Annotated in this window: 16 protein-coding genes; 4 read left to right on the top strand and 12 right to left on the bottom strand. The window is 65.6% G+C overall.

Annotated elements, in window-relative coordinates; genetic code table 11:
* Positions 1–17 precede the first annotated feature (17 nt).
* From SH602x_RS18225 to SH602x_RS18195, 7 genes are all read right to left on the bottom strand, one after another.
* On the bottom strand, positions 18–893 hold the full coding sequence (locus SH602x_RS18225; RefSeq protein ID WP_479473676.1) for a hypothetical protein: 876 nt from the start codon (positions 891–893) through the stop codon (positions 18–20).
* A complete protein-coding gene (locus SH602x_RS18220) occupies positions 890–1,846 on the bottom strand; it encodes a cytochrome c oxidase assembly protein (protein ID WP_479473675.1) in 957 nt (318 codons plus the stop codon). Before SH602x_RS18220 ends, SH602x_RS18225 begins: the two co-directional genes overlap by 4 nt.
* Positions 1,847–1,850: 4 nt before the next feature.
* The gene (locus SH602x_RS18215) at positions 1,851–2,336 is read right to left on the bottom strand and encodes a hypothetical protein (protein ID WP_479473674.1); all 486 of its coding nucleotides are present in this window, start codon (positions 2,334–2,336) and stop codon (positions 1,851–1,853) included.
* Between the two features lie 16 nt (positions 2,337–2,352).
* Positions 2,353–4,938, bottom strand: a complete 2,586-nt coding sequence (gene ctaD, locus SH602x_RS18210) for a cytochrome c oxidase subunit I (RefSeq protein ID WP_479473673.1) — start codon at positions 4,936–4,938, stop codon at positions 2,353–2,355.
* 11 nt (positions 4,939–4,949) lie between these two features.
* A complete protein-coding gene (coxB, locus tag SH602x_RS18205) occupies positions 4,950–6,038 on the bottom strand; it encodes a cytochrome c oxidase subunit II (protein ID WP_479473672.1) in 1,089 nt (362 codons plus the stop codon).
* Positions 6,039–6,096: 58 nt separating this feature from the next.
* Positions 6,097–7,515: a cytochrome b N-terminal domain-containing protein gene (locus SH602x_RS18200; RefSeq protein WP_479473671.1), complete on the bottom strand. Its 1,419-nt coding sequence runs from the start codon at positions 7,513–7,515 to the stop codon at positions 6,097–6,099.
* A 67-nt stretch (positions 7,516–7,582) separates the two neighbouring features.
* Positions 7,583–8,059, bottom strand: coding sequence for a QcrA and Rieske domain-containing protein (locus SH602x_RS18195; protein ID WP_479473670.1), 477 nt, complete (start codon positions 8,057–8,059; stop codon positions 7,583–7,585).
* A 286-nt stretch (positions 8,060–8,345) separates the two neighbouring features.
* Here SH602x_RS18195 and SH602x_RS18190 point away from each other — a divergent pair, with 286 nt between their 5' ends.
* Together SH602x_RS18190 and SH602x_RS18185 are read left to right on the top strand one after the other, a co-directional pair.
* A complete protein-coding gene (locus SH602x_RS18190) occupies positions 8,346–9,947 on the top strand; it encodes a glycoside hydrolase family 5 protein (RefSeq protein WP_479473669.1) in 1,602 nt (533 codons plus the stop codon).
* 166 nt (positions 9,948–10,113) lie between these two features.
* Entirely contained in the window at positions 10,114–11,124 is a 1,011-nt protein-coding gene (locus SH602x_RS18185; RefSeq protein ID WP_479477114.1) for an alpha/beta hydrolase, read from the top strand.
* Positions 11,125–11,143: 19 nt separating this feature from the next.
* Here SH602x_RS18185 and SH602x_RS18180 read toward each other — a convergent pair whose 3' ends face one another.
* The 4 genes from SH602x_RS18180 to SH602x_RS18165 form a co-directional block, all read right to left on the bottom strand.
* A complete protein-coding gene (locus SH602x_RS18180) occupies positions 11,144–11,623 on the bottom strand; it encodes a M41 family metallopeptidase (RefSeq protein WP_479473668.1) in 480 nt (159 codons plus the stop codon).
* Between the two features lie 285 nt (positions 11,624–11,908).
* Complete coding sequence (gene arsA, locus SH602x_RS18175) at positions 11,909–13,687, bottom strand: arsenical pump-driving ATPase (RefSeq protein WP_479473667.1); 1,779 nt, start codon at positions 13,685–13,687, stop codon at positions 11,909–11,911.
* A gap of 51 nt (positions 13,688–13,738) precedes the next feature.
* Positions 13,739–14,110: an arsenite efflux transporter metallochaperone ArsD gene (gene arsD, locus SH602x_RS18170; protein WP_479473666.1), complete on the bottom strand. Its 372-nt coding sequence runs from the start codon at positions 14,108–14,110 to the stop codon at positions 13,739–13,741.
* 58 nt (positions 14,111–14,168) lie between these two features.
* Positions 14,169–14,513: an ArsR/SmtB family transcription factor gene (locus tag SH602x_RS18165; RefSeq protein WP_479473665.1), complete on the bottom strand. Its 345-nt coding sequence runs from the start codon at positions 14,511–14,513 to the stop codon at positions 14,169–14,171.
* Positions 14,514–14,767: 254 nt separating this feature from the next.
* On the opposite strand from SH602x_RS18165, the gene SH602x_RS18160 reads away from it, so the two are divergent.
* Complete coding sequence (locus SH602x_RS18160; protein ID WP_479473664.1) at positions 14,768–18,019, top strand: PSD1 and planctomycete cytochrome C domain-containing protein; 3,252 nt, start codon at positions 14,768–14,770, stop codon at positions 18,017–18,019.
* A gap of 3 nt (positions 18,020–18,022) precedes the next feature.
* On the top strand, positions 18,023–19,492 hold the full coding sequence (locus tag SH602x_RS18155; RefSeq protein ID WP_479473663.1) for a DUF1501 domain-containing protein: 1,470 nt from the start codon (positions 18,023–18,025) through the stop codon (positions 19,490–19,492).
* On the opposite strand, the gene nhaA is transcribed toward SH602x_RS18155, so the two are convergent.
* Positions 19,489–20,886: a Na+/H+ antiporter NhaA gene (gene nhaA, locus SH602x_RS18150; protein WP_479473662.1), complete on the bottom strand. Its 1,398-nt coding sequence runs from the start codon at positions 20,884–20,886 to the stop codon at positions 19,489–19,491. The two genes, SH602x_RS18155 and nhaA, sit on opposite strands and share 4 nt — an antisense overlap.
* Between the last annotated feature and the right edge of the window lie 109 nt (positions 20,887–20,995).

Here is a 20,995-nt window from a genome sequence, read left to right as displayed (position 1 = left end):
CGACGTCGATGCGCCGGTCAGCGCAGGACGTACGCCTCGGGCGGTTCGATCGCTTCGGGGCGTTCCTTCGCGAGGCGCACGAATTCGTCGATGCAGGGGGGACAACAGAATTCGTAACGTCGACCGGCGACGACCCAGGAACAGGCGGGGTTCGCCTTCGTGCGCGTGATCGGGCAGATGACGTCTCCTGGCAGCGGCGACGGGTCATGCTCGGGGCGGAAACCGGCGAACTTCTCCGAGGGGAGTTGCGACCCGTTCGCGGCGATGTCGGCGGCGGTGTACGCCCCGCCCGGCTTTCGGTAAAGCTCCTGCTCTTCGTCCGCGGACGCGGGCGCGGGCATCGTCGGCACGGCAAGTTCGGGCGGCCAGCGGAACGCGACGCGAAAGCGTTCGGCGCCGATGCGAAGCGGAACGATCTCGATCTCCAGCGGCTGGTCGCTGAGTTCCTGCGGTAGATCGCCGACGAATCGCGAAGTGCGATTCTCCCCGTCGCCCGGCTGAGGATCGGGCGTCAATTCGACCGGCGTCGCCCTGCCTGTACGATCGACCGCGGCAGCGAGAAGCGTCTGATTCTCCACGTCGATGACGCGGCTGGCGTCGCTGCCGAGCGTCAGAAGGCTGATCTTCCCGTCGCGGTCGATTCTCCCGCGTGCGTGAAAGCGCCCCTCCCCCAGGGGAATCGTCGCGCCCGCGACGCCGCTCGTAGCGTGCTCCTCGGCAGGAAGCGGCTCGTTCGCCATGAAGAATCGGGAGGCGGTCCAGAGCGCGGCGATCGTCCCGACGATCGCAAGCGCCGTGAACGCTTCGACAGAACTTGCGCGACGAGGCTGCGCGGCCGATCGCGGCGGCGAATCGTCGACGAGGGGTTTGTCGATTCTCCTGGAAGCGATCATCGAGGGATTCTCGAAAGGGTCAGAGTCTTGGGCGGTTCGACTTGCTTGAGCGCCCCGGCGAGCAGCGCGAGGGCTGCGAGCAGGTACGGGAGACAAGCCGGCATCCACATGATCATCCCCGCCAGGCGCTGATCTTCCAGCGCGGTCCAGCCCCACATCTCCGTTCGTCCGAGGTACGCGGCGTACCAAGGCTGAGGCGCGATCGTCATCCCCACGCCCAGCAGCGTCGTATGCAGCGTCGTCGCGAACAGCAGCGCCACGGCGAGGAACGGAGCGAAGCGATTCTGTCGTACCGGATCGAGCAAGACTCGCCAGAAAAAAACAGCCGCGGCGAAGAACGTCAGGTGCTGCAGGTCATGCACGACGGGCCGTTCGAGCGCCGCCTGATAGAGCCAGGGCAAGTGCCAGATCCACGTCGCAGCGCCGTACAGGGCGAAGGCGAAGTACGGGTTTCGCGAGGCCCGGCGCCACCAGGCGAGCCGACCCATCCAGCGGGCGATGCCGCGCTCGAATCCCGGCGAGAACGCGGCTCGCCAGACGCGGCCCGGTTCGCTCAGCACGAATGCCGGCGCCGCGATCGTCATGACGAGCATGTGCTGCACCATGTGGGCCGAGGCAAGTTGTTCCCCCATCGCGTCGAGGGGCGATTGCAGCGCGACGATCAGCGTCCCCCAGGCGATGACGAACGCTGCGATGCGACCGCTCGACGTTGCATTCCAGGTTGCCGACCGCTCGCGGAGACGCCTCGCTCCGACGAAGTAGAGCCAGGCCCCCAGAGCCAGATTCGCGGCCAGGACGGGATCGGAACTCCAGTCGATCCACGTCGCCGGTCCTACGAGGCCGCCGCCGTCGGCTCGCGACTCTGCCGGCGCAAGGAGGAGCGACGTCGCCAGGAGCGCCGCGACCTTGCTTTGAACCAGGGGCGAAGGAATCTTCGTAAGGGAAACGTTCACGGCGTCATGTGCCGTCAGGGAAGAACAGAAGCGGCAGAGATTGGGCGAGGATCGTGAGCACGAACACGATGCCGGAGACGACCCCGACGGCCGCGACGAACTCCGCCGAGCCGCTTGAAACCGATGGCTCAGCCTCGTCGCTTCGCAGGTGCTTGCGCAATCGCATCCCGACCCAGACCGAGGCCGCGGCGAGCGTCGTCAGTGCGACGGCGCTGAGCGCGATGATCCAGAGGGAGATCGATAGCCCGAGAAACGACCTTCGATAGAACCCGCTGAAGTAGCTCCATTCGGAGACGAACTGCGCCAGCATCAGATGCGTTGCCCAGGCGATCGCCGCTCCGAACAGGGCGAAGGCGAGCAGCAGGCGCAGGCGAACGACGGCGTCGCGGAGGGCGCGGCGGGACTGGCGATACGTTCCGCTCTCGAACTTGCCGGGGGCGAGCGAAGGTTCGTTCGGCATCGACCGCGGAGCGTCGTCGTATTCGTTCATGCGGCCCTCCGGCTGCTCAACTCATTCGAGGTCCGAAGTAGAGCGTCAGATAGGTCAACGCTCCGGCGACCGCCAGAAAGCGCCACCACAGACCGGCGATCTCGGCGTGCAGCGTCAGCGATTCGGGCTCGGTCGCATGATTCTGGGGGACGCGTGCCTGCCAGGCGACGGCGAACGCCAGACCGACGATCGTCGCCAGAACCATGGCCCAGGTCAAAACGTGAACCACGGAACCGTACGCGTTCGCCCAAGGCGCAGCGCCGAAACGCGTCAGATCGAACAGGGACGCGGCGATGAAGCAGGCGCCGAGCGGAACGATCCCCGCTCCAGCGAGCTGCGACAGCCGTCGTCGATTCGAAGAGTACAGCCGGGTCGAGAGAACCTGCAGCGCCGCGCCGACCAGCAGCGCTCCGTAAGCGACGGTTCCCAGCAGGATCGGGGGTGCCGCGATGCCCTGCTGCGGCCACTCGTCCGAGAAGAGTCGCAGGTAAAAGTAGGTGTAGAAGAGCGCCCCGAAGGCGGACGCGACGATCGTGATCGTACCGACGGCGCCCCACCAGCCAGTCGAGCGCGTTCCCGTCGGCAGAAGGTCAAGGCCGGCCGATCGCCCGACGTCGCTCGATCGGATCATCGCAAGCCTCTCGCCGTCGGGACGCAGCCAGAGGACGATCGTTATCGCCGTCACCAGCGCCGCCGCCGCGGCGAGGATGTAGCCGTCGGTCAAAACGCCTACCGCCGTCAGGGACGTCGCTGCCGCCGCCACGAGCGGAATGAGCGTCGGTCCCGGCAGCGGTTGCACCGCCTGAGGACGCGCGTCGATCGCGTCAGTCACCAGCGTCGCTCGCCAGCCGATCGGTCTTCCGTTCAAGGCGTCCTGCGCGGCGGCGAAGCTCCCCTCGCTTTCCTTCGCTTCCGTTCGCGTCTCCCACAGCGGATGCCGGCTGTTGACCGAGGGAGGGCAAAGAAACGTATACACCGGCGGCGGCGACGAGATGCTCCACTCCAGCGAGTCGGCGTTCCAGGGGTTGTCCCCCGCCGGCGTTCCGCGCTTCCGACTGACGAAGACGTTGATCAGGAGCGCCAGCGTTCCCGCACCCATCAGCAGCGCGCCGCCCGTCGCGAGCAGGTTGTACCCTTCCAGTTCCAGTTCCCGCGGGTAGGTATAGACCCGCCGGGGCAGACCGAGGAACCCCATCACGTGCATGGGGAAGAAGGTGGCGTTAAAGCCGAGGAACGTGAGCCAGAACGTCGCGACGCCGAGTCGCTCTGAAAGCATCCGGCCCGTGAACTTCGGCCACCAGTAATGCAGGCCCGCGAAGATCGGGAACAGCACGCCGCCGATCAGGACGTAGTGGAAGTGGGCGACGACGAAGTAGGTATCGTGAACCTGCACGTCGAACGGCACGACCGCCACCATCACGCCGGTGAGTCCGCCGAGCACGAACAGAAACAGAAAGCCGAGCACGAACAGCAGCGGCGTGCGCAGCGACGGCCCGCTGCCCCAGAGCGTCGCGATCCAGGCGAAGACCTGAATGCCGCTCGCGATGGCGATCATCAGGCTGGACGCGGTGAAGAACGCCGTCGACAGGTCGGGCAGACCTGCCGCGAACATGTGATGAACCCATAGGCCGAAGCTGACGAACGCGGTCAGGACGATCGCCGAGACGATCAGGACGTATCCGACCGTGGGCCGCTTCGCGAAGACCGGGACGATCATCGAAACGATGCCCGTCGCCGGCAGGAACATGATGTAGACCTCCGGGTGGCCGAAGAACCAGAAGAGGTGCTGCCACAGGAGATCGTTCCCTCCGCGCGTGACGTCGAAGAAGGCCGTGCCGAGGGAGCGGTCCAGTTCCAGCAGCAGCGTCGCAGTAAGCAGCACGCTGAAGGCGATCAGGATCATCAGTCCCATCGCGAGCAGCGTCCAGGCGAGCAGCGGCATCCGCGCGAGCGTCATCCCCGGCGCGCGGAATTTCAGCACGGTGACGACGATCTCCAGTCCCGCGGTGAGACCGGCGACCTCCACCAGGCTCAGCCCCAGCAGCCAGAAATCGGTCGAGACGCCGGTGAAGCGATCGGTCGAGAGGGGCGTATAGCCGAACCAGCCGATGTCCGGTACGGCGCCGAACAGATAGCTCGCGTAGAAGATCGACCCGCCGATGAGGTAGACCCAGTAGCCGTAGGCCGACAGGCGGGGAAACGCGACGTCCCGCGAGCCGACCGTCATCGGCAGGATATAAATCGCCAGCCCTTCCAGGAACGGGACGACGAACAGGAACATCATCGTCGAGCCGTGCATCGTGAACAGCTCGTTGTAGACCTGCGGCGAGAGCAAGTCGTTCTCCGGCACGGCGAGCTGCAACCGCATCAGCAGCGCCTGCACGCCGCCGAGCAGGAAGAACACGAACGCGGTCGCCATGAACCGCTTGCCGATCGGCTGATTGTTCACCTCGGAGAAGAAGCCGACCCAGCCCGGCGGCGACTGCCAGGTCTCGACGAAGGCGGGAGAGGGCTCTTCGTTTCGGGGTCCGCCCGGTCCGCTCGCTTCGCGCGCTGATGCTTCGGCGTTCGTTCGTTTCAGAGTCTCCGCGTCGCTCGTCACCGCATCCTCCCTTACTTGAGCGTCTGGAGGTAACGAACGAGCGCGTCGAGGTCTTCCGGCGCGAGCGCCGTGCGGGGCATCAGGTTGCCGGGCTTGATCCCCTGCGGGACGCGAATCCACTCGGCGAGGTTCTCCCCGTCGTTCGGCAGTACGCCGGCAGCGAGCGTAAGTCGACTTCCGATATGGGTCAGATCGGGACCGCGCTTCCCCGCGGCAGGCGTGCCGCCGATGGCATGGCATCCGTCGCAATGGGCGGCGAAGAATACTTGCCTGCCGCGTGCGACCTGATCTTCGACGATCTCGTCATCCGCTTCTTCAACTCGTTCGGCAACGACGTCCGGCGCTTCCTGAGGCGGCGCATGAGAGGTCACCCACGCGTCGAACGCTTCGGGTTCGAGCGCGACGACGCGAAACGCCATCCATGCATGCTGCACGCCGCAGAATTCAGCGCACTGTCCGCGATAGATGCCGGGCCGGTCGGCCTGAATCCAGAACCGATTGATCTCCCCCGGCAGCATGTCTTTTTTGCCGGCGAGATTCGGAACCCAGAAGCTATGGATCACGTCGCCGGAGGAGAGTTCCAATCCGACGGGACGCCCGACGGGGATGTAGATCTCGTTCGCGGTGACGATCCCCTGGTCGGGGTAACGCACCTCCCACCAGTACTGATGACCGATGACCGCGATCTCCAGGTCCGTGTCCCGCTTCGCATCGGCGGACTGGGCGCCGAGGGATGCGATCAGAATCCCGATCAGCACGATCGCCGGCACGACAGCTCCGCTGATGAAGATGAATCGGTCGCCCAGCGGAGAACGGCGATCGTCCGCTGCCGGACGCCGGAAGATGCCGACTGCGGTCAGCCCCATGGTCACGACGAAGGTCGCGGTGCAGATCGCGAAGAGCGCCCACCAGAGCCAGGCGATCCGCGCCGATCGCGGCCCCGCCGGATGCAGCATCGACTGATCGTGGTCGGCGTGGCAACCGGCGAGCGCCACGATTCCCAGAAGGACGGCGCACAGCGCGCACGCGCTCGCCCAGCGAACGACTCGCGATCGAGTCGAACCGGGCGAAGGGGCGTAGAAGATGGAAGGGAATCGCATCGCGTTCGTTCGTGAATCGTCGCATCGCCTTAAGCGACCGTCGGGGCGGATGGTGCCGCTAAAGCTTCCGAGGAAACGTCTGTGCCGCCAGGCAGAACTCGACCAGATCGTCCAACTCCGATTCGGTCAGCCGGGCGCGATAGCTCGGCATCGCAACGTCTTTCGGCGGATCGAGAATGTATTCGCGGATTCGCTCGCGCGGCAGTTCGCCGCCCGTCTGAGCGAGGTCAGGCCCCACGGTAGACAGGGATCCCGAACTGGAGACCGGGTGACAACTGTTGCAGCCGTATTGGGCGAAGAGATGGCGTCCGCGCTCGGTGTTCTCGGTCAAGAAGATCCCCGACGGAACGGCAGGAGGTTCGGACGTCGGCCACGCGGTGAAGGCCGATCGCCGGCGGTAGTCGGAGAGGGCGAGGAGCGCGATCGCCGTCAGCACGACGCCCGCGACCCAGAGCGGTCGCTTACGGATGCCGCGCCAGGGAGATCGATCGATGAACGGGAGCGAGACGAGAAACAGGAATACCAGCGGAGGAAAGAGGACGACGAACCAGGGAGCGATCGACGGCGGCAGGATCGCGATCAGACCGCTGTACCACCAGAACCACCATTCCTCCGCCGGCGCGGCCGGCCCGACGAGATCCGCCTCCGATTGCACCGCCTTCGGTCCGACGATCAGCGTCAGGGCGATCGCGAGGGAGACCACGGTTCCCGCCATGACCCCCGTCTTGAACATGGTCACGGGAAAGAACGTCTCTCCCCGCTTCTCGGAATGCTTCTCCTCTTCGTAGATCGCTTTCTGTTCTTCCCCTGATTCCACGGGGCGCTCGCGTTCGCCCTTGGTGATGGTGCCGCGAAGCACGATCAGGTAGAGGTGGAACGCGATCAGCCCCATCATCAGCATCGGGAGCGCGATCGCGTGCAGTCCGTAGACTCGCGTCAACGTTCGCGGTCCCATATCGGACCCGCCCTGCACCAGCCCCGTCAGGCTTTCTCCGATCCATGGCACGCGCGAGACCATGTGCAGCATCACGCGGAACGCGTGAACGGCCCGATCGTCCCACCGCAGCAGATAGCCGGTGTAGGCCATCAGAAGGACGCAGAAGAACAGGACGACGCCCAGGAACCACGTTCCCTCGCGGGGCGCCTTGTAGCCGGCGAACAGGATCTGACGAAACAGGTGGTAGAAGAGCATCACCACCATCAGGCCGGCGGACCAGTAGTGCAGGCCGCGAACGAACCAGCCCAGAACCTGTCGCTCGGTGATGTACGCGACGCTCGCGTGCGCCGATTCGACGGCGGGCGAGTACGTCAGCGCCAGGACGATTCCCGTCAGCAGTTGAATGCCGAACAGCGCCGTCAGCGTCGTGCCGTCGCCCACGTACCACGGAGCCTTCGGTACGCGGCGATTGAGAAAGCGATCGTAGACAGGCTTCAGTCCGAAGCGGTCGACGAGCCAATGCCGCACGCCACCAGCCATGAGATCTCCGTTGCGGCGAGCTTAAGGTGACGATCGAGCGAAGGTTTCGAGAACGTTGCGAAGCAGATCAGGTCTTCGGCGGAAGCGATCGCAGGTCGATCTCCAGGTTTCCTTCCCGGATGCGGCTCGCGAATCGATAGAGCGGGCGACTCGGCGGGCCGGCCATGACCTCTCCGTCCTTGGCGAAGATTCCGCCGTGGCAGGGACAGAAGAAGCATTCGCTTCCCTGGTCGAACGTGACGGGGCAACTGAGGTCGGTGCAGTTACGCGAGAAGACGACGAACGCTTCCGCCGATTTTCGCCAGACGTAGACCGATTTAATCTCCAGCGAGTTGGCCCAGTCGCCGCGGAGGGCTTCGACCGTTCCCTTGGCGACGCTTCCGACGCGAAAATCGTCCGTCCGTCCGACCTTTCTCCAGGCCGGTTCGCGATCGAGATCGAGCGCGGGCGCCAGCGCCGACAACGCGACGGGGAGGCCGACAGCCCCTGCGATCGCCGCGCCGCCGCATCCGACGATCGCCGTCAGAACCTTTCGTCGTTCCATCGTTTCGTCAGCAAGTAGCGGCGACCTGAGCGTGCCTGGGATCTCTTGAAGATCCCTTCATCCTGGGACACCATAGCGACCGGCGCCCCCCGGGCAACGCGCTTTTTGCTGAGAGTCGCGTTAACGCGTCGCCGCATGGGAGGGGCGATCGAAACGAATTAAGCTGTAGATCCCTCGCGGAGCGTTCGCACGCCGACGCTCGCGGCTTCGTCGCACGACGCTTTTCGCTGATCGCCCTCCTTCTCTCGCTTGCGCCCGGTCGCTCCGCGGCGCCGAGTCGAATCTCATGAAACAGTCTCTGCTCGTCCTCGTCGCGCTTCTGGGGCTGCACGCCGCCGCGGCCGCGAACGAGCCCGCGGGGCCCCAGCCGCTGCTCTCCAACGGCGACCTGTCGGAACTCGACGGCGACGGCTGGCCGAGCGGTTGGCCGAGGGGCGATCGCATTACGCTCGGACAGGACGGGGAGACGCGATTCCTGCGGCTGACCTCTTCGAAGCCTGGCGAAACGGTCACGCTCTACCGCCGCGTCGATTTCCCCTCTCCTGCTCCTGCGGGCGTGGAAGTTCGGCTCCGCGTCCGGTCGGTCGATGTTCAGTCCGGCGCGCAGAAGTGGAACGACGCTCGCGTCGTCGCGCACTTCAAGTCCGCGGACGGCAAGACGCTCAAACCCGAGCCCCCTGCCCCATCATTTCGCGGAACGTCGGACGGGTGGATCGAAAAGACCTGCATCGCGCCCCTCCCCCACGGCGCGGCGTACTTCGAGATCCTGCCGATGCTGCTGGCTCCGGCCTCAGGATCGCTCGACGTCGCCGAATGCCACGTCTTCGCCGCCAGCAAGGAGCGTCTGGCAGCCGAGCGACCGCCGCTGCTCGCTTCCGAAACGATCGTTCCGGAGGCCGCCGCGTCGTTGCCTCCGGCGCTCAAGGTCGACGGCAACCGCCTGGTGACCGAAGACGGGCAGAACGTGCTGCTGCAGGGACTCTGCGTCCCGAGCCTGGAGTGGTCCGCGAAGGGGGAAAAGATCGAGAAGTCGGTTCCCCTCGCGATCGACGAATGGAAAGCTAATTCGATTCGACTGCCGGTGCGCGACGACTTCTGGTTCGGACGCGGTCCCTATCAGGGCAAGGACGGCGGGGCCGCCTATCGCAAGATCGTCGATGCCGCGATCGAAGCGACCGCGAGCCGCGGAGCCTATCTGATCCTGGACCTGCATCGTTTCGGCACGCCGAAGCGGGAGCATATCGAGTTCTGGCAGGACGCCGCCGTTCGCTATCGAAATCATCCGGCGGTCCTGTTCGAACTGTTCAACGAGCCGCACGGCACTTCGTGGGAAGTCTGGCGGAACGGCGGTCCGCTGACCGACGAAGCAGGCGCTCCGACCGGCGAGGTCGGCGTCGGCGTGCAAGCTCTCCTCGATACCGTTCGAGCGACCGGCGCCCGGAACGTCGTCGTCGCCGGCGGACTCGACTGGAGCTACGACCTGTCGGGCATCGTGAACGGCTACGCACTGGAAGAGCGGGAGGGCGGGCGCGGGATCGTCTACTCGTCCCATATCTATCCGTGGAAGCGCGACTGGAAAGGCAAGGTTCTGGCCGCCGCCGAGAAGCATCCGATCTTCGTCGGCGAAGTCGGCACGCCCCCCGACTGGAAGAGCGTCGACTTCATCCCTGAAGTCGCGAGAACCGAAGACCTCAGTACCGACGCATGGCCGCGAGACGTGCTCGGAATGATGCAGGCGGAGGGTCTGCACTGGACCGCCTTCAGCTTCCATCCGAAGGCGACGCCGGTCGTCATCTCCGACTGGGACTACACCCCGACGCCCTATTGGGGCAAGTTCGTGAAGGAGGCGCTCAGCGGCAGTCGCTTCGAAGCGGAACGGATGCGATAGACGTCGGGACCGGCCCCGGCGGCGTCGCTGGTTTCCGCGCCTCGACTGACCAAGGGTCTCGACGCATACTTCGCGTCGAACTCGCTTCTTCGAAACAGACTTCTCGCGGCGTCCGGCACAGACCGCCGATCCGACCAAGATCTCTCCTGCCCCGGAACCTCACGTGATGCGACCGCTAATCGTCCTCGGACTTGCGACTCTGGCGCTCCTCTCGACCGTCCCTGCGGCTGGTCAGCCTGCCAAGGGCCCGGGTCCGGATTCCCAATACCGTCTGGGGCCCGACTCGCTGCCGCAGGAGGGCGTTCCCAAGGGCGAGATCCGCGGACCGTTCGCGCTGCCCTGCGAAGTCTTCCCGGGCACGCAGCACACGTACTGGGTCTACGTTCCGGCGCAGTACGATCCGAAGGTTCCCGCGGCGCTGATGGTCTTTCAGGATGGTCAGGCCTTCATGAACCCGAACGGCGACATGCGGGCACAGAACGTCATGGACAACCTGATCTACCGGCGAGAGATCCCGGTCATGATCGGAGTCTTCATCAATCCGGGCCGCCGGCCCGACCAGCCCGAGCCGAGCCCGAGCGATTGGGGCGACCGGAGCACCAACCGCCCGACCGAGTACAACTCGCTCGACGACCGCTACGCGCGCGTCGTCACCGAGGAACTGATGCCGGCGCTGGCGAAGGATTACGCCATCTCCACCGACCCGGAGATGCGCGGCATCGGCGGATCGAGTTCGGGCGCCATCGCCGCCTTCACGGTCGCCTGGGAACGCCCCGATCATTTCCGCAAGGTTCTCTCCAACGTCGGCAGCTTCGTCGACCTTCGGGGAGGCCACGTCTATCCCGAGAAGGTCCGGGAAGCCGACGCGAAGCCGCTCCGCGTATTCCTCTGCGACGGGCGGAACGACAACCGGGGGATTCGAGACGGCAAGTACGACCCGAACCGGGACTGGTTCCTTCAGAACGTCCGGCTGAAGGACGCGCTCACCGAGAAGGGATACGACGTCAACTACTCCTGGGGCATGAACGGCCACGGACAGAAGTTCGGCGGGGCGATCCTGCCGGAGATGATGCGGTGGCTGTGGCGCGACGGCCCCGTCTCGACCGATCCCTTTGACGAGATCGAGCGGTCGTTCCGCGAGGCGATGGACTCGGCCACGTCGAAGCAGATCGATTGACGAGGGTTGCGGTCCCGGGCTACCCGAGCCACTGCCGCACGATCTCGTGGACTTCGTCGCCTTCGAGAGTTTCGTGCGCGACCAGTTCGTCCACGATCGCGGCCAATGCTGCCCAGCGATCGTCCCGGCTCAGCCAACGATGCAGGTCGGCCGTCGTACGTTCGAGATAGGCCAGCCGGGCCCGCTCGTCGGGATAGGGACCGGCCGCGGCTTCCCAGGCGAGTCGCCAGTCATCCGCCCATTCGGCGATCAACCCCGGATGATACGGGTCGCCGGTATGCAGCATTTCCGCGACCGGTCCGGCCAACGCGACCAGCGCGAGCTTCTCGCTCTGCTTGCGATCACCGCGTCGCGCGTTCGGCCATTCCACCTGAATGTCCGCGTGACGCCTCGGTCCGTCGTCCCACTCGGGCTCGATCGTGACCGAACGGACGCGGGCCCCGACCGAGATCGCGACCAGCGCGTGCCCGGCTTCGTGATAGGCGGAAATCTCTTCCAAGTCAGGAGGCTCGTCCTTCGAGGTAGCGCAGCGGTCGGAGGTTTAAGCTGCGACGGCCCCAGCGACAAGGTCACCTGTTCGCGCCTCCCTTCCAATCCTATCGCGGACCCGCGGGTATCGCGCTTCGATCGATTTATCTTCGGTATAGGACGCGTTCCGCGCGGGCGCCGCGGTCGGGTTGCCGCAGGACAGTCCCATATTCGCTTCGGCGGGAATCGAGGCCAACTCGTCGCCCGAGTACCCGAAAGCCTCCGCGACCGCCCGCACGCCGGAACGGCTTCATCCCTACGCAGCGGACAGAGAACCCGCGACGATCTGGCGCAGCCGCTCGCCGCCGACGGGCGGCTCGGATTGCCAGGCGATCGAGGCGGTGCGCTTCGCCAGTTCTCGAACGACGCGATCGACGTGCGGTCGTTCGGACTGGGCTCGCTTCTTCAGGATCGGATCGCTGGTCGGAACGTCGGCCAGGCTCTGGTTGACGACCCAGGCGAACGGCTCGATCCCCGCACGCCGCAGATCGGCTTGCAGCCGCGAGGCTTCGTCGACAGGCGTCGTCTCGGGCAGCGTGACGATCAGGACCTTCGTCAGTTCCGGGTCCTGCAGCCGCATCATCGGGGTGACCATGCGTCCGCGCATGTCGGGCGCGGCGGTTCGCAGCACGTCGCGGTGGTAGCCGCCTGCCGCGTCCAGCAGCAGGAGCGTATGCCCCGTCGGCGCCGTGTCGAGCACGACGAAGCGCTTCATGGACTCCCGCACGAGTCGAGAGAAGGCATGGAACACGGCCACCTCTTCCGTGCAGGGCGACCGGAGATCCTCCTGCAGCAGCGCCCGACCGTCGGCGTCCAGATCTTTTCCCGTCGTCTCCATGACGTGCGCGATGTACGCCTTCGTTTCCGCGACGGGATCGACCCGGTCGACCGTCAGATGGGGCAGGTCTCCGGCCAGCGAACTCGAAAGGTGGGCCGCGGGGTCGGTCGTGCTCAGGTGGACCTCATGACCGCGAGCGGCGAGTTCCACGGCGACGGCAGCGGCGACCGTCGTCTTGCCGACGCCCCCCTTCCCCATCACCAGGACGAGGCCGTGACCCGACGCTTCGATCTCGTCGACCAGCGTCGCGAGCGGCGGCAGGCTGACGGAGTCCGTGTCGATCGAACTCGCTGCAGTTACATCGCTCAGCGGCTGCCCCGCCGCGAACGCCCGAAGCGCCTCGACGCCGACGACGTTGTAGGCCTGGAGGAACGCTTCGTCGCGCGGTAGTTTCGCGAGCGCGTCCGGCATGGCGGCGAGCGCGTCGACGCTCCGCTTCTCCCACGCCGCGGCCGTCGGGTCGTCAGGCGACGCCGCCCGAAAGAGCCCGTTCACGACGAGCCGCTGGTTCTCGATACCGAGCGTATTGAGTTCGCCGCTGGTCCGTTCGGCTTCGGCGAGCGCCGTGCGATCGGGACGCGTCACGAGGATCAGCGTCGTCGCGCTGGCGTCCTTGAGCGAGTCGACGGCCGCGGCGTATCGCTGGCGCTGTCCTTCCAGTCCCGACAGCGGGCCGAGGCAACTGGCGCCCCGTTCATTCGTGACGATGAATTCGTTCCACGCCGACGGCAGTTGCAGCAGACGCAGCGTGTGCCCGGTCGGAGCCGTGTCGAACACGACGTGATCGAAGTCCGCAGCCGCGCTTTCGCCGGTCAGAAGCTTGGTGAACGCGTCGAAGGCCGCGATCTCCAGCGTGCAGCCGCCGGAGAGTTGTTCCTCCATGTGGCGGATCGCGTCGTCGGGAAGGACGCCGCGGTAGGGGCCGACGGTTCGTTCGCGATAAGCGGCAGCCTCGTCTTCAGGATCGACGTTCATCGCCGCCAGCCCCCGAACGCTGGGCACCGCGATGGGGGTCTCGCCGACCTGCACCCCCAGTACTTCCGCGAGGTTTGATGCGGGGTCAGTGCTGACGAGCAGCACGCGCTTGCCGGCGTCCGCGAGCGCGACCGACGTGGAGCAGGCGACCGACGTCTTTCCGACGCCTCCCTTGCCGGTGAAGAAGAGGTACCGCGTCGGTCGCTGCATGAAGGCCCACATCGTCCGTACTTCCTCGAAGAGATTCGCCGCCTGCTCGCGTCGCTGCGTCGCTCAACAGCAGCCGGGGCCGCAGCAGTTCGATCCGGCGAGCGGAAGTTCGGCGACGACCGGGGCCGGCTCTTGCAGGCCGAACGCGCTCGCCAGTTCCGCCCGCGACGGATACGTCCCCCGCGCGATCACATTCGCGTCGATGAGGGACAACGGAAGTACGCTCGTCCCGCCTGAGGCCAGTTCGGCCTTGACGAGCGGATCGCCCGCGAAGGCGCCAGGTTCCTGAGACAGGTTGAACCGCTCGACGCGAACGCCCTGGCGGGAGAGCCAGTCCAGATCGGACTGAAACCGCGTCAGAGCCGGATCGACGGTCGGACCGCAGACGCCCGTGGAGCAGCACATCGGCGGATCGTAAACTCGTAGCGACTTCATGGGAATTCCTTCGCGTTTCGTCGAATTACGAACGGTCAGTCGAAATAAAAGGCGGAGCCTACAGCGCCGCCACCAGAGCTCTCAGACGCCGGAGGGCGTTGGGTTCGACGCAGTAGCAGATCCGCGGTCCGTCCACTTCCCCGCGGATCAGCCCCGCTTCCTTCAATACCTTCAAATGCTGGGAGACGGTGGAGGGCGCCAGGTCGAATTGCTCGGCGATCAGGCCAGAAACGCAGGTTTCCTGCTGCGCCAGGATTCGCAGCACCTTCACGCGTGCCGGATGACCGAGGGCCTTGGCGTAACGCGCGAGTTCGTCGTCGCCCGCCTCGCCCGATGCCGGCCAGGGATCGATCGTCGCCAGTGATTGCAGGCATTTCGCTTGATCAGACGGCGATTGCGTCACGGGCTCGCTCCTGATGTCTTATTTCGTCATTCGACGAATAAAGATAGAGGGATTCCGACTGGCGGGCAAGAGCGACCGTCGCCGTTCGTCGTGAAGAGCTCAACTTGTGGGCGGAGATCGGCGCTTCCGGTCAAGTCGGGCTCAGCGACCAAGCGGCGGGAACCGTTTGTTTCCGCGCCGACGCTAGCCTATGGTGGAAATCGCCCGCCTGCCTTCTCGTCGTTCCCGCCAGCCTGGAAGCGCGACGCGTCGCGATGAAGCTCGCCCTGCGACTGCCGATCTTTCTTATTGCCTGTGCCGCCGGCAGTCCGGCGCGAGCGCAGACGATCGACTTCGTCCAGCACGTTCGACCGATCCTCGAACGGCGCTGCTACGAGTGTCACGCGGCCGAGAAGCAGAAAGGGGGGCTCCGGCTGGACATCAAGTCCGAGGCCTTCCGGGGCGGCGACGCTTACGGTCCGGCCATTATCTCTGAGGACGTCGCGAACAGTCCGCTGATTCAGTTCATCGCGGACGAGAACGCCGACCTGCAGATGCCTCCCGAGGGTGAGCGACTACCTGCCGAAGAAATCGCGACGCTCAGCGCATGGGTGAAGCAGGGAGCAGCTTGGCCTGACGGCGTCGATCTGGCGAAGTTGACGGACCGCCGCGACCGCTGGTCGTTCAAGCCGATCGTTCGTCCGACCGTTCCTGACGTCGCCGACGATTCCTGGTCGCGAAGCGAGATCGATCGGTTCCTGCTCGCGAAGCTGGAAGAGCGGGGGCTTCGTCCGTCACCGGAAGCGGACCGGACGACGTGGTTGCGGCGGATCACGCTCGACCTGACGGGACTCCCGCCGACGCCTGAGCGGATCGAAGCGTTCGCGACCGATGACCGCGTCGACGCGTACGAGCGGGTTGTGAACGAATTGCTGGCGTCGCCTCGATATGGCGAACGCTATGCGCAGCGGTGGCTCGACCTGGTTCGGTACGCCGATACAGACGGGTTCGAGGTTAACACGCCGCGACCGAACGCCTGGCCCTATCGCGACTACGTCGTTGAAGCATTCAGCGAGGATCTGCCCTACGACCGGTTCGTTCGCGATCAGCTCTGCGGCGACGCGACGGCGAAAGACGCGGCGACCGGGTTTCTGGTCACGCCGGCGGCGCTGCTCCCCGGTCAGATCGGTCAGGACGACGTTTCCAAGCGCCTGGCCCGGCAGGACGAGCTGGCGGAAACGATCATCAACGCGAGCGAGGCGTTTCTCGGGCTGAGCGTCGGCTGTGCGCGATGCCACGATCACAAGTTCGATCCGATTTCGATCCGCGAATACTACTCATTGCAGGCGTTCTTCGCCGGCCTGCGATACGGCGAACGTCCCCTGCGTTCGCCTGAAGCTGACGCCCGCAAGGCCGAGGCGAAGGAGCATAAGGCCCAGGTCGCACAGATCGATCGCGAACTCTCGCGATTCGAACCGCTGGCCCGCCCTGCTCTGCCGACGCATAGCGCCGACGCGCGCCGCAACGAAGAGCTCTTCGAACCGACGGAGGCGAAGTTCGTTCGCTTCACGGTCCACGACGCGAATCTCCATCCGAAGCTGGGATTGATCGAGCCCTGCATCGACGAGTTCGAAATCTTCTCGCCGGAAGACCCGGAGGCGAATCTCGCCCTGGCCTCGCGAGGCACGAAGGTCACCGCCTCGGGGAGTCGCGTTTCTTCCTCGCATGCCCTCGAACGGATACATGACGGGCAGTACGGCAACTCCAGCAGCTGGATGTCCGACGAAGCGGGCCGAGGCTGGGTTCTGTTCGAACTGCCGGAGACGAAGTCGGTCGATCGCGTGATCTGGAGTCGGGATCGCGAAGGCAAGCTCGACGACCGGCTGCCGACCGCCTACACGCTGGAAGTCGGGCTTACTCCTGACGCGATGCGACCCGTCAAGTTCGTTCCGCCGTTACGCGCGGCGGTCGCCGCCGATCGCAACGTCGATCGCTTCGCGCCCACGACGGCTAGGGGCGTCAGGTTCACGATTCTGGAAACGAACAACCTGGAGCCCTGCCTCGACGAGTTGGAAGTCTTCGATCTCGCAGGACAGAACGTCGCGCTCGCCGGCGCCGGGACCTCGGTCGAGACTTCCGGGGACGCTCCGCCGAGCGATCGTCACAAGCGAGAGCACGTCAACGACGGACGGTTCGGCAACGGCAGAAGTTGGATTTCCAGCGAAACGGGCAAGGGCTGGATCGAACTGACGTTCGCCGAATCTCGCGTCATCGACCGAGTCGTCTGGGCCCGCGATCGCGAAGGAAAGTTCGTCGACCGGCTGCCGCGCCGGTACGCCATCGAAGTCATCCTGGAAGACGGCAGTCGCTCGCTGGTCGCGGATTCGTCGGATCGACGCGAGACCGTAATGGAAGGCGACAAGGACGGCATCGACCGCCGGCCCGTCGACTTCGTCGCATTGCCCGACGCCGAAGTCGCCGAGGCCAAGGCGCTGTTCGCCGAGCGGTCGGCGCTGACGAAGCGCATCGAGACGCTCGAACGGGAAGCGATGGTCTTCGCCGGCAGGTTCGGGACCCCGGACGCGACGAGCCTGCTCCATCGGGGCGACCCGGAGCAACCCAAGGATCATGTCCCTCCGGCGACGCCTGAGGTTCTCGGCAGCGTCTCGCTTCCCCTCGATTCGCCGGACCCCGCACGACGCGAAGCGCTGGCGAACTGGATCGTCGACCCCGCGAATCCGCTGACGGCGCGGGTGATGGCCAATCGTATCTGGCAATGGCACTTCGGCGTCGGTCTGGTCGACACGGCCAGCGACTTCGGCAACAGCGGTTCGGATCCGACGCATCCTGAGTTGCTCGACTGGCTCGCCGACGAGTTCGTCCGATCCGGCTGGTCGGTCAAGCGGATGCACCGGCTCATCGTTCTCTCCGCCGCGTATCGCCAGTCGAGCGAGATCGAGGCAGGCGCCGCCGCCGTCGACGCGGATGCCCGCCTCCTCTGGCGCTTTCCTTCCAGGCGAATGGAAGCGGAGTCGATCCGCGACAGCATGCTCGCCGTCAGCGGCCGGCTCGACCTTCAGGCGGGCGGTCCCGGTTTCGATCTGTTCACTTCGCGCGGCGGACTCAGCGGCTTTCCGCCGATCGAGTCGTTCGACGCGAAGGGTCGTCGCCGGATGATCTACGCTCACAAGATTCGCATGGAACGGGACGCCGTGTTCGGCGCGTTCGACTGTCCCGACGCCGGTCAGACGACGGCGCGGCGAGGAGTCTCCACGACGCCGCTTCAGGCGCTGAACCTGTTCAACAGCCGCTTCACGCTCGACGAAGCGTCGGCCCTCGCGGAACGTGCCGCCTCGGAAGCCGGCGACGACCAGAGAGACCAGATTCGGCGGTGCTATCTCCTGGCCTTCGGCAGAGAGCCTGACGCCGACGAGATCGAGACGGCGCTTCCGATCGTTCGGGAGCACGGCCTGGTCCCTCTCTGTCGGGCGATCTTCAACTCGAACGAGTTCCTGCTCCTCCCGTGAACTATGCGCCGTCGTAAAACCGCATCCGCTGTCGCGCCCGTCTCGCCGCTCGATCGGCGACACTTTCTGGCGGAGAGCACGACCGGTCTCGGCGCGATCGCGCTGGCGAGCCTGTTCGGAAGCGATCGACTGCGCGCGAGTTCGCCGACGATCGATCCGGCGCGCCCCTACGCTCCGCGACCGCCCCACTTCGCCGCCAAGGCGAAGAACGTTCTGGTCATCTTCTGCGCCGGCGCCGTCAGTCAGTTGGAGACCTGGGACTTCAAGCCCGAGTTGATCAAGCAGGACGGAAAGCCTCTCCCCGGCGGACCGCCTGTCACGTTCCAGGGACCCGCCGGCGAACTGGCGCGACCGCAGTACGAATTTCGTCCGCGCGGGGAGACCGGCAAGATGGTCTCCGAGATGATCCCCCATCTGGCCGAATTGACGGATGACTTCGCGTTCGTCCACTCGCTGACCAGCGAATCGAACACGCACGGTCCCGCGGAGAACTTCCTTTCGACCGGCTTCGCCGCGGACGGATTCCCCAGCATCGGTTCCTGGGTCAGCTACGCGCTGGGAAGCGAGAACCAGAACCTGCCGGCGTTCGTCGCCATTCCGGACCCGCGCGGGGTGCCGCAGGCGAGCGTCAATAACTGGGGCTCCGGCTTCCTGCCTGCCGAGTTTCAGGGGACGCCTTTCAGTTCGAAGGATCCGATTCGAAACCTGGCGGCGCCGGGCGAAGTCGCTCGCGATGCGGACGCCGCCGCGCGCGATCTGCTGCGGGCGATGAATGCGCGGCATCGATCGCTTCATCCCGAGGACGCCCGTCTGGCCGCGCGTATCGCCAGCTACGAACTGGCCGCACGGATGCAATTGAGCGTGCCGGAGATCAGCGATCTGGCGACCGAGCCGGCGCACGTTCTGAAGGCGTACGGCGCCGACGACGAAGCGAATCCGACGAAGGCTGCCTTCGCGCGGAACTGCATCCTGGCGCGAAGACTGATCGAGAGCGGCGTCCGCTTCGTACAGCTTTTCAACGGAGCGTACGCAAGCGGGGGCGAACTCAACTGGGACGGCCACAGCAAGCTCAAGGAGCAGTACGACAAGCACGCCGCCATCCTCGATCAACCGGCGGCGGCGCTGATTCGGGACTTGCGTTCGCGAGGTCTGCTCGAAGAGACGCTCGTCGTCTGGTGTACGGAATTCGGGCGGATGCCGATGTTCCAGAAAGGCGCCCAGGGGCGGGATCACAACCCCGACGGCTTCACCTGCTGGATGACCGGCGCCGGCGTCAAACGGGGCGTCAGTTACGGCGTCACGGACGATCTCGGACGCAAGGCCGTCGAGAACGTCCGTCCGCTGTACGATCTGAACGCCACGATCCTCCACCTGCTCGGGCTCGATCACGAGGACCTCACGTTCGAACACAACGGCGTCGACCGACGGCTCACGAACGTGGAAGGACACGTGATCCGCGAGATCCTCGCCTAGTTTCCAGGGTCGGGAACAGTTTGCTTCCGCGTCGCCCAGAGGAGCAGCGTGCTGCCGACCGCAGCGCTGGCGAGCGAGCCGATCAAGGTTCCGACTTTGCCCGATGCCGCCAGGCTCGAACTCGCCTCGCCCAGGGATGAGGGGAAGCTGAGCGAGGTCAGGAACAGGGACATCGTGAATCCGATGCCTGCCAGGCATGCGGCGCCGACCATCATCGGCCAGGTGACGCCTTCCGGCAGTCGCGTCGCGCCGACGCCGACGGCGATCCCGCCGAACAGCAGGATTCCGAGAGGCTTGCCGATCAGCAACCCGGCAAGGACCGCGAGCGTGACGGGATTGGTCAAGTCCGTCACCGCCACCACCACTCCGGCATTCGCCAGCGCGAAGATCGGCATGATCCCGAACGCCACCCAGGGATGAAGCGACGATTCCATGCGATGGAGCGGAGAAACGCCCTCCTGCGCGACGAACGCCAGCCGCTCCAGTTCGGCGCCGCGATCGTGTTCGTTCTGAAGCGTCTCCGGCTGATCGCGCAAGCGCTGCAAGGTTTCGCCGACGATCTGCGTCAATGTGCGATCGCCGATCCAAGCGCTCGCGGGCGTGAGGATGCCGAGCAGCACGCCGGCGACCGTCGGGTGGATGCCGGACTTGTAGAAGGCGAACCAGATGAAGAGTCCGATCAGTACGTACGCGCCGACCTGTCGCAGTCCGGCCCGGTTCAGCAGGTACGTCAGCGCGAACCCGCAGGCGGCAGTCGCCACCCAGCCCCAGGCGATCGATTCGGTGAAGACGAGCGCGATCGTCGCGACGGCGATCAGGTCGTCCACGATGGCGAGGGAGAGCAGAAAAATCTTAAGTCCGAACGGGACGCGGCTACCGAACAGCGCCAGCAGGCCGACGACGAAAGCGATGTCCGTTGCCATCGGGATCGCCCAGCCCTGCTGGCCCGGCTGCCCCCATTGAAGGGCGAGATAGAGGAGGGCCGGCGCCATGACTCCGCCCGCAGCGCACACGATTGGAAGGATCGCGTTGCGCAGGTTTCGCAGTTCGCCCGCGACGATCTCGCGTTTGATTTCGAGACCGACCACGAAGAAGAAGATGGTCATCAGCCCGTCGTTCACCACCAGGTGAGCGACGTCGCCTGCGACGGTCCAATCGCCGATCAGCAGCGTGACCTTCGTTTTCCAGAAGCTGGCGAACCAGTCGGCCAACGGGGAATTCGCGAGGACGATCGCGGCGACCGCGCAGGTGAACAGGACGATCCCGCTCGCCGCCTCGATGTGGAGAAACCGTCGGACCGGCGTCATCCACCGATCGAAGGGAGAATCAGGGAAGGCCGTCAGTTCGCCTTCGACATGTTCGTTCGGCTCTCGCTCAGGTTCAGCGTGCTGCATCGGTCCATCGGGTGATCGATTCGTCGGTAGCCGGGATCACGTTTCCCGCGATACCGTTTTACTACGTTTGTTCGCCCGCGCGGTTTGATAAGCGACAGGAACCTCCGCG

Source organism: Lignipirellula cremea, from assembly GCF_056501455.1.
The sequence above is the reverse complement of the archived record's forward strand: the minus strand, read 5'-3'. Positions and strand labels throughout refer to the sequence as shown.

Coding starts and splice junctions, on each gene's coding strand:
- SH602x_RS18225 (WP_479473676.1), bottom strand. CDS start 893: ATGATCGCTTCCAGGAGAATCGACAAACCCCTCGTCGACGATTCGCCG.
- SH602x_RS18215 (WP_479473674.1), bottom strand. CDS start 2,336: ATGAACGAATACGACGACGCTCCGCGGTCGATGCCGAACGAACCTTCG.
- coxB (WP_479473672.1), bottom strand. CDS start 6,038: ATGCGATTCCCTTCCATCTTCTACGCCCCTTCGCCCGGTTCGACTCGA.
- SH602x_RS18200 (WP_479473671.1), bottom strand. CDS start 7,515: ATGGCTGGTGGCGTGCGGCATTGGCTCGTCGACCGCTTCGGACTGAAG.
- SH602x_RS18195 (WP_479473670.1), bottom strand. CDS start 8,059: ATGGAACGACGAAAGGTTCTGACGGCGATCGTCGGATGCGGCGGCGCG.
- SH602x_RS18190 (WP_479473669.1), top strand. CDS start 8,346: ATGAAACAGTCTCTGCTCGTCCTCGTCGCGCTTCTGGGGCTGCACGCC.
- SH602x_RS18185 (WP_479477114.1), top strand. CDS start 10,114: ATGCGACCGCTAATCGTCCTCGGACTTGCGACTCTGGCGCTCCTCTCG.
- arsA (WP_479473667.1), bottom strand. CDS start 13,687: ATGTGGGCCTTCATGCAGCGACCGACGCGGTACCTCTTCTTCACCGGC.
- arsD (WP_479473666.1), bottom strand. CDS start 14,110: ATGAAGTCGCTACGAGTTTACGATCCGCCGATGTGCTGCTCCACGGGC.
- SH602x_RS18160 (WP_479473664.1), top strand. CDS start 14,768: ATGAAGCTCGCCCTGCGACTGCCGATCTTTCTTATTGCCTGTGCCGCC.
- SH602x_RS18155 (WP_479473663.1), top strand. CDS start 18,023: ATGCGCCGTCGTAAAACCGCATCCGCTGTCGCGCCCGTCTCGCCGCTC.
- nhaA (WP_479473662.1), bottom strand. CDS start 20,886: ATGCAGCACGCTGAACCTGAGCGAGAGCCGAACGAACATGTCGAAGGC.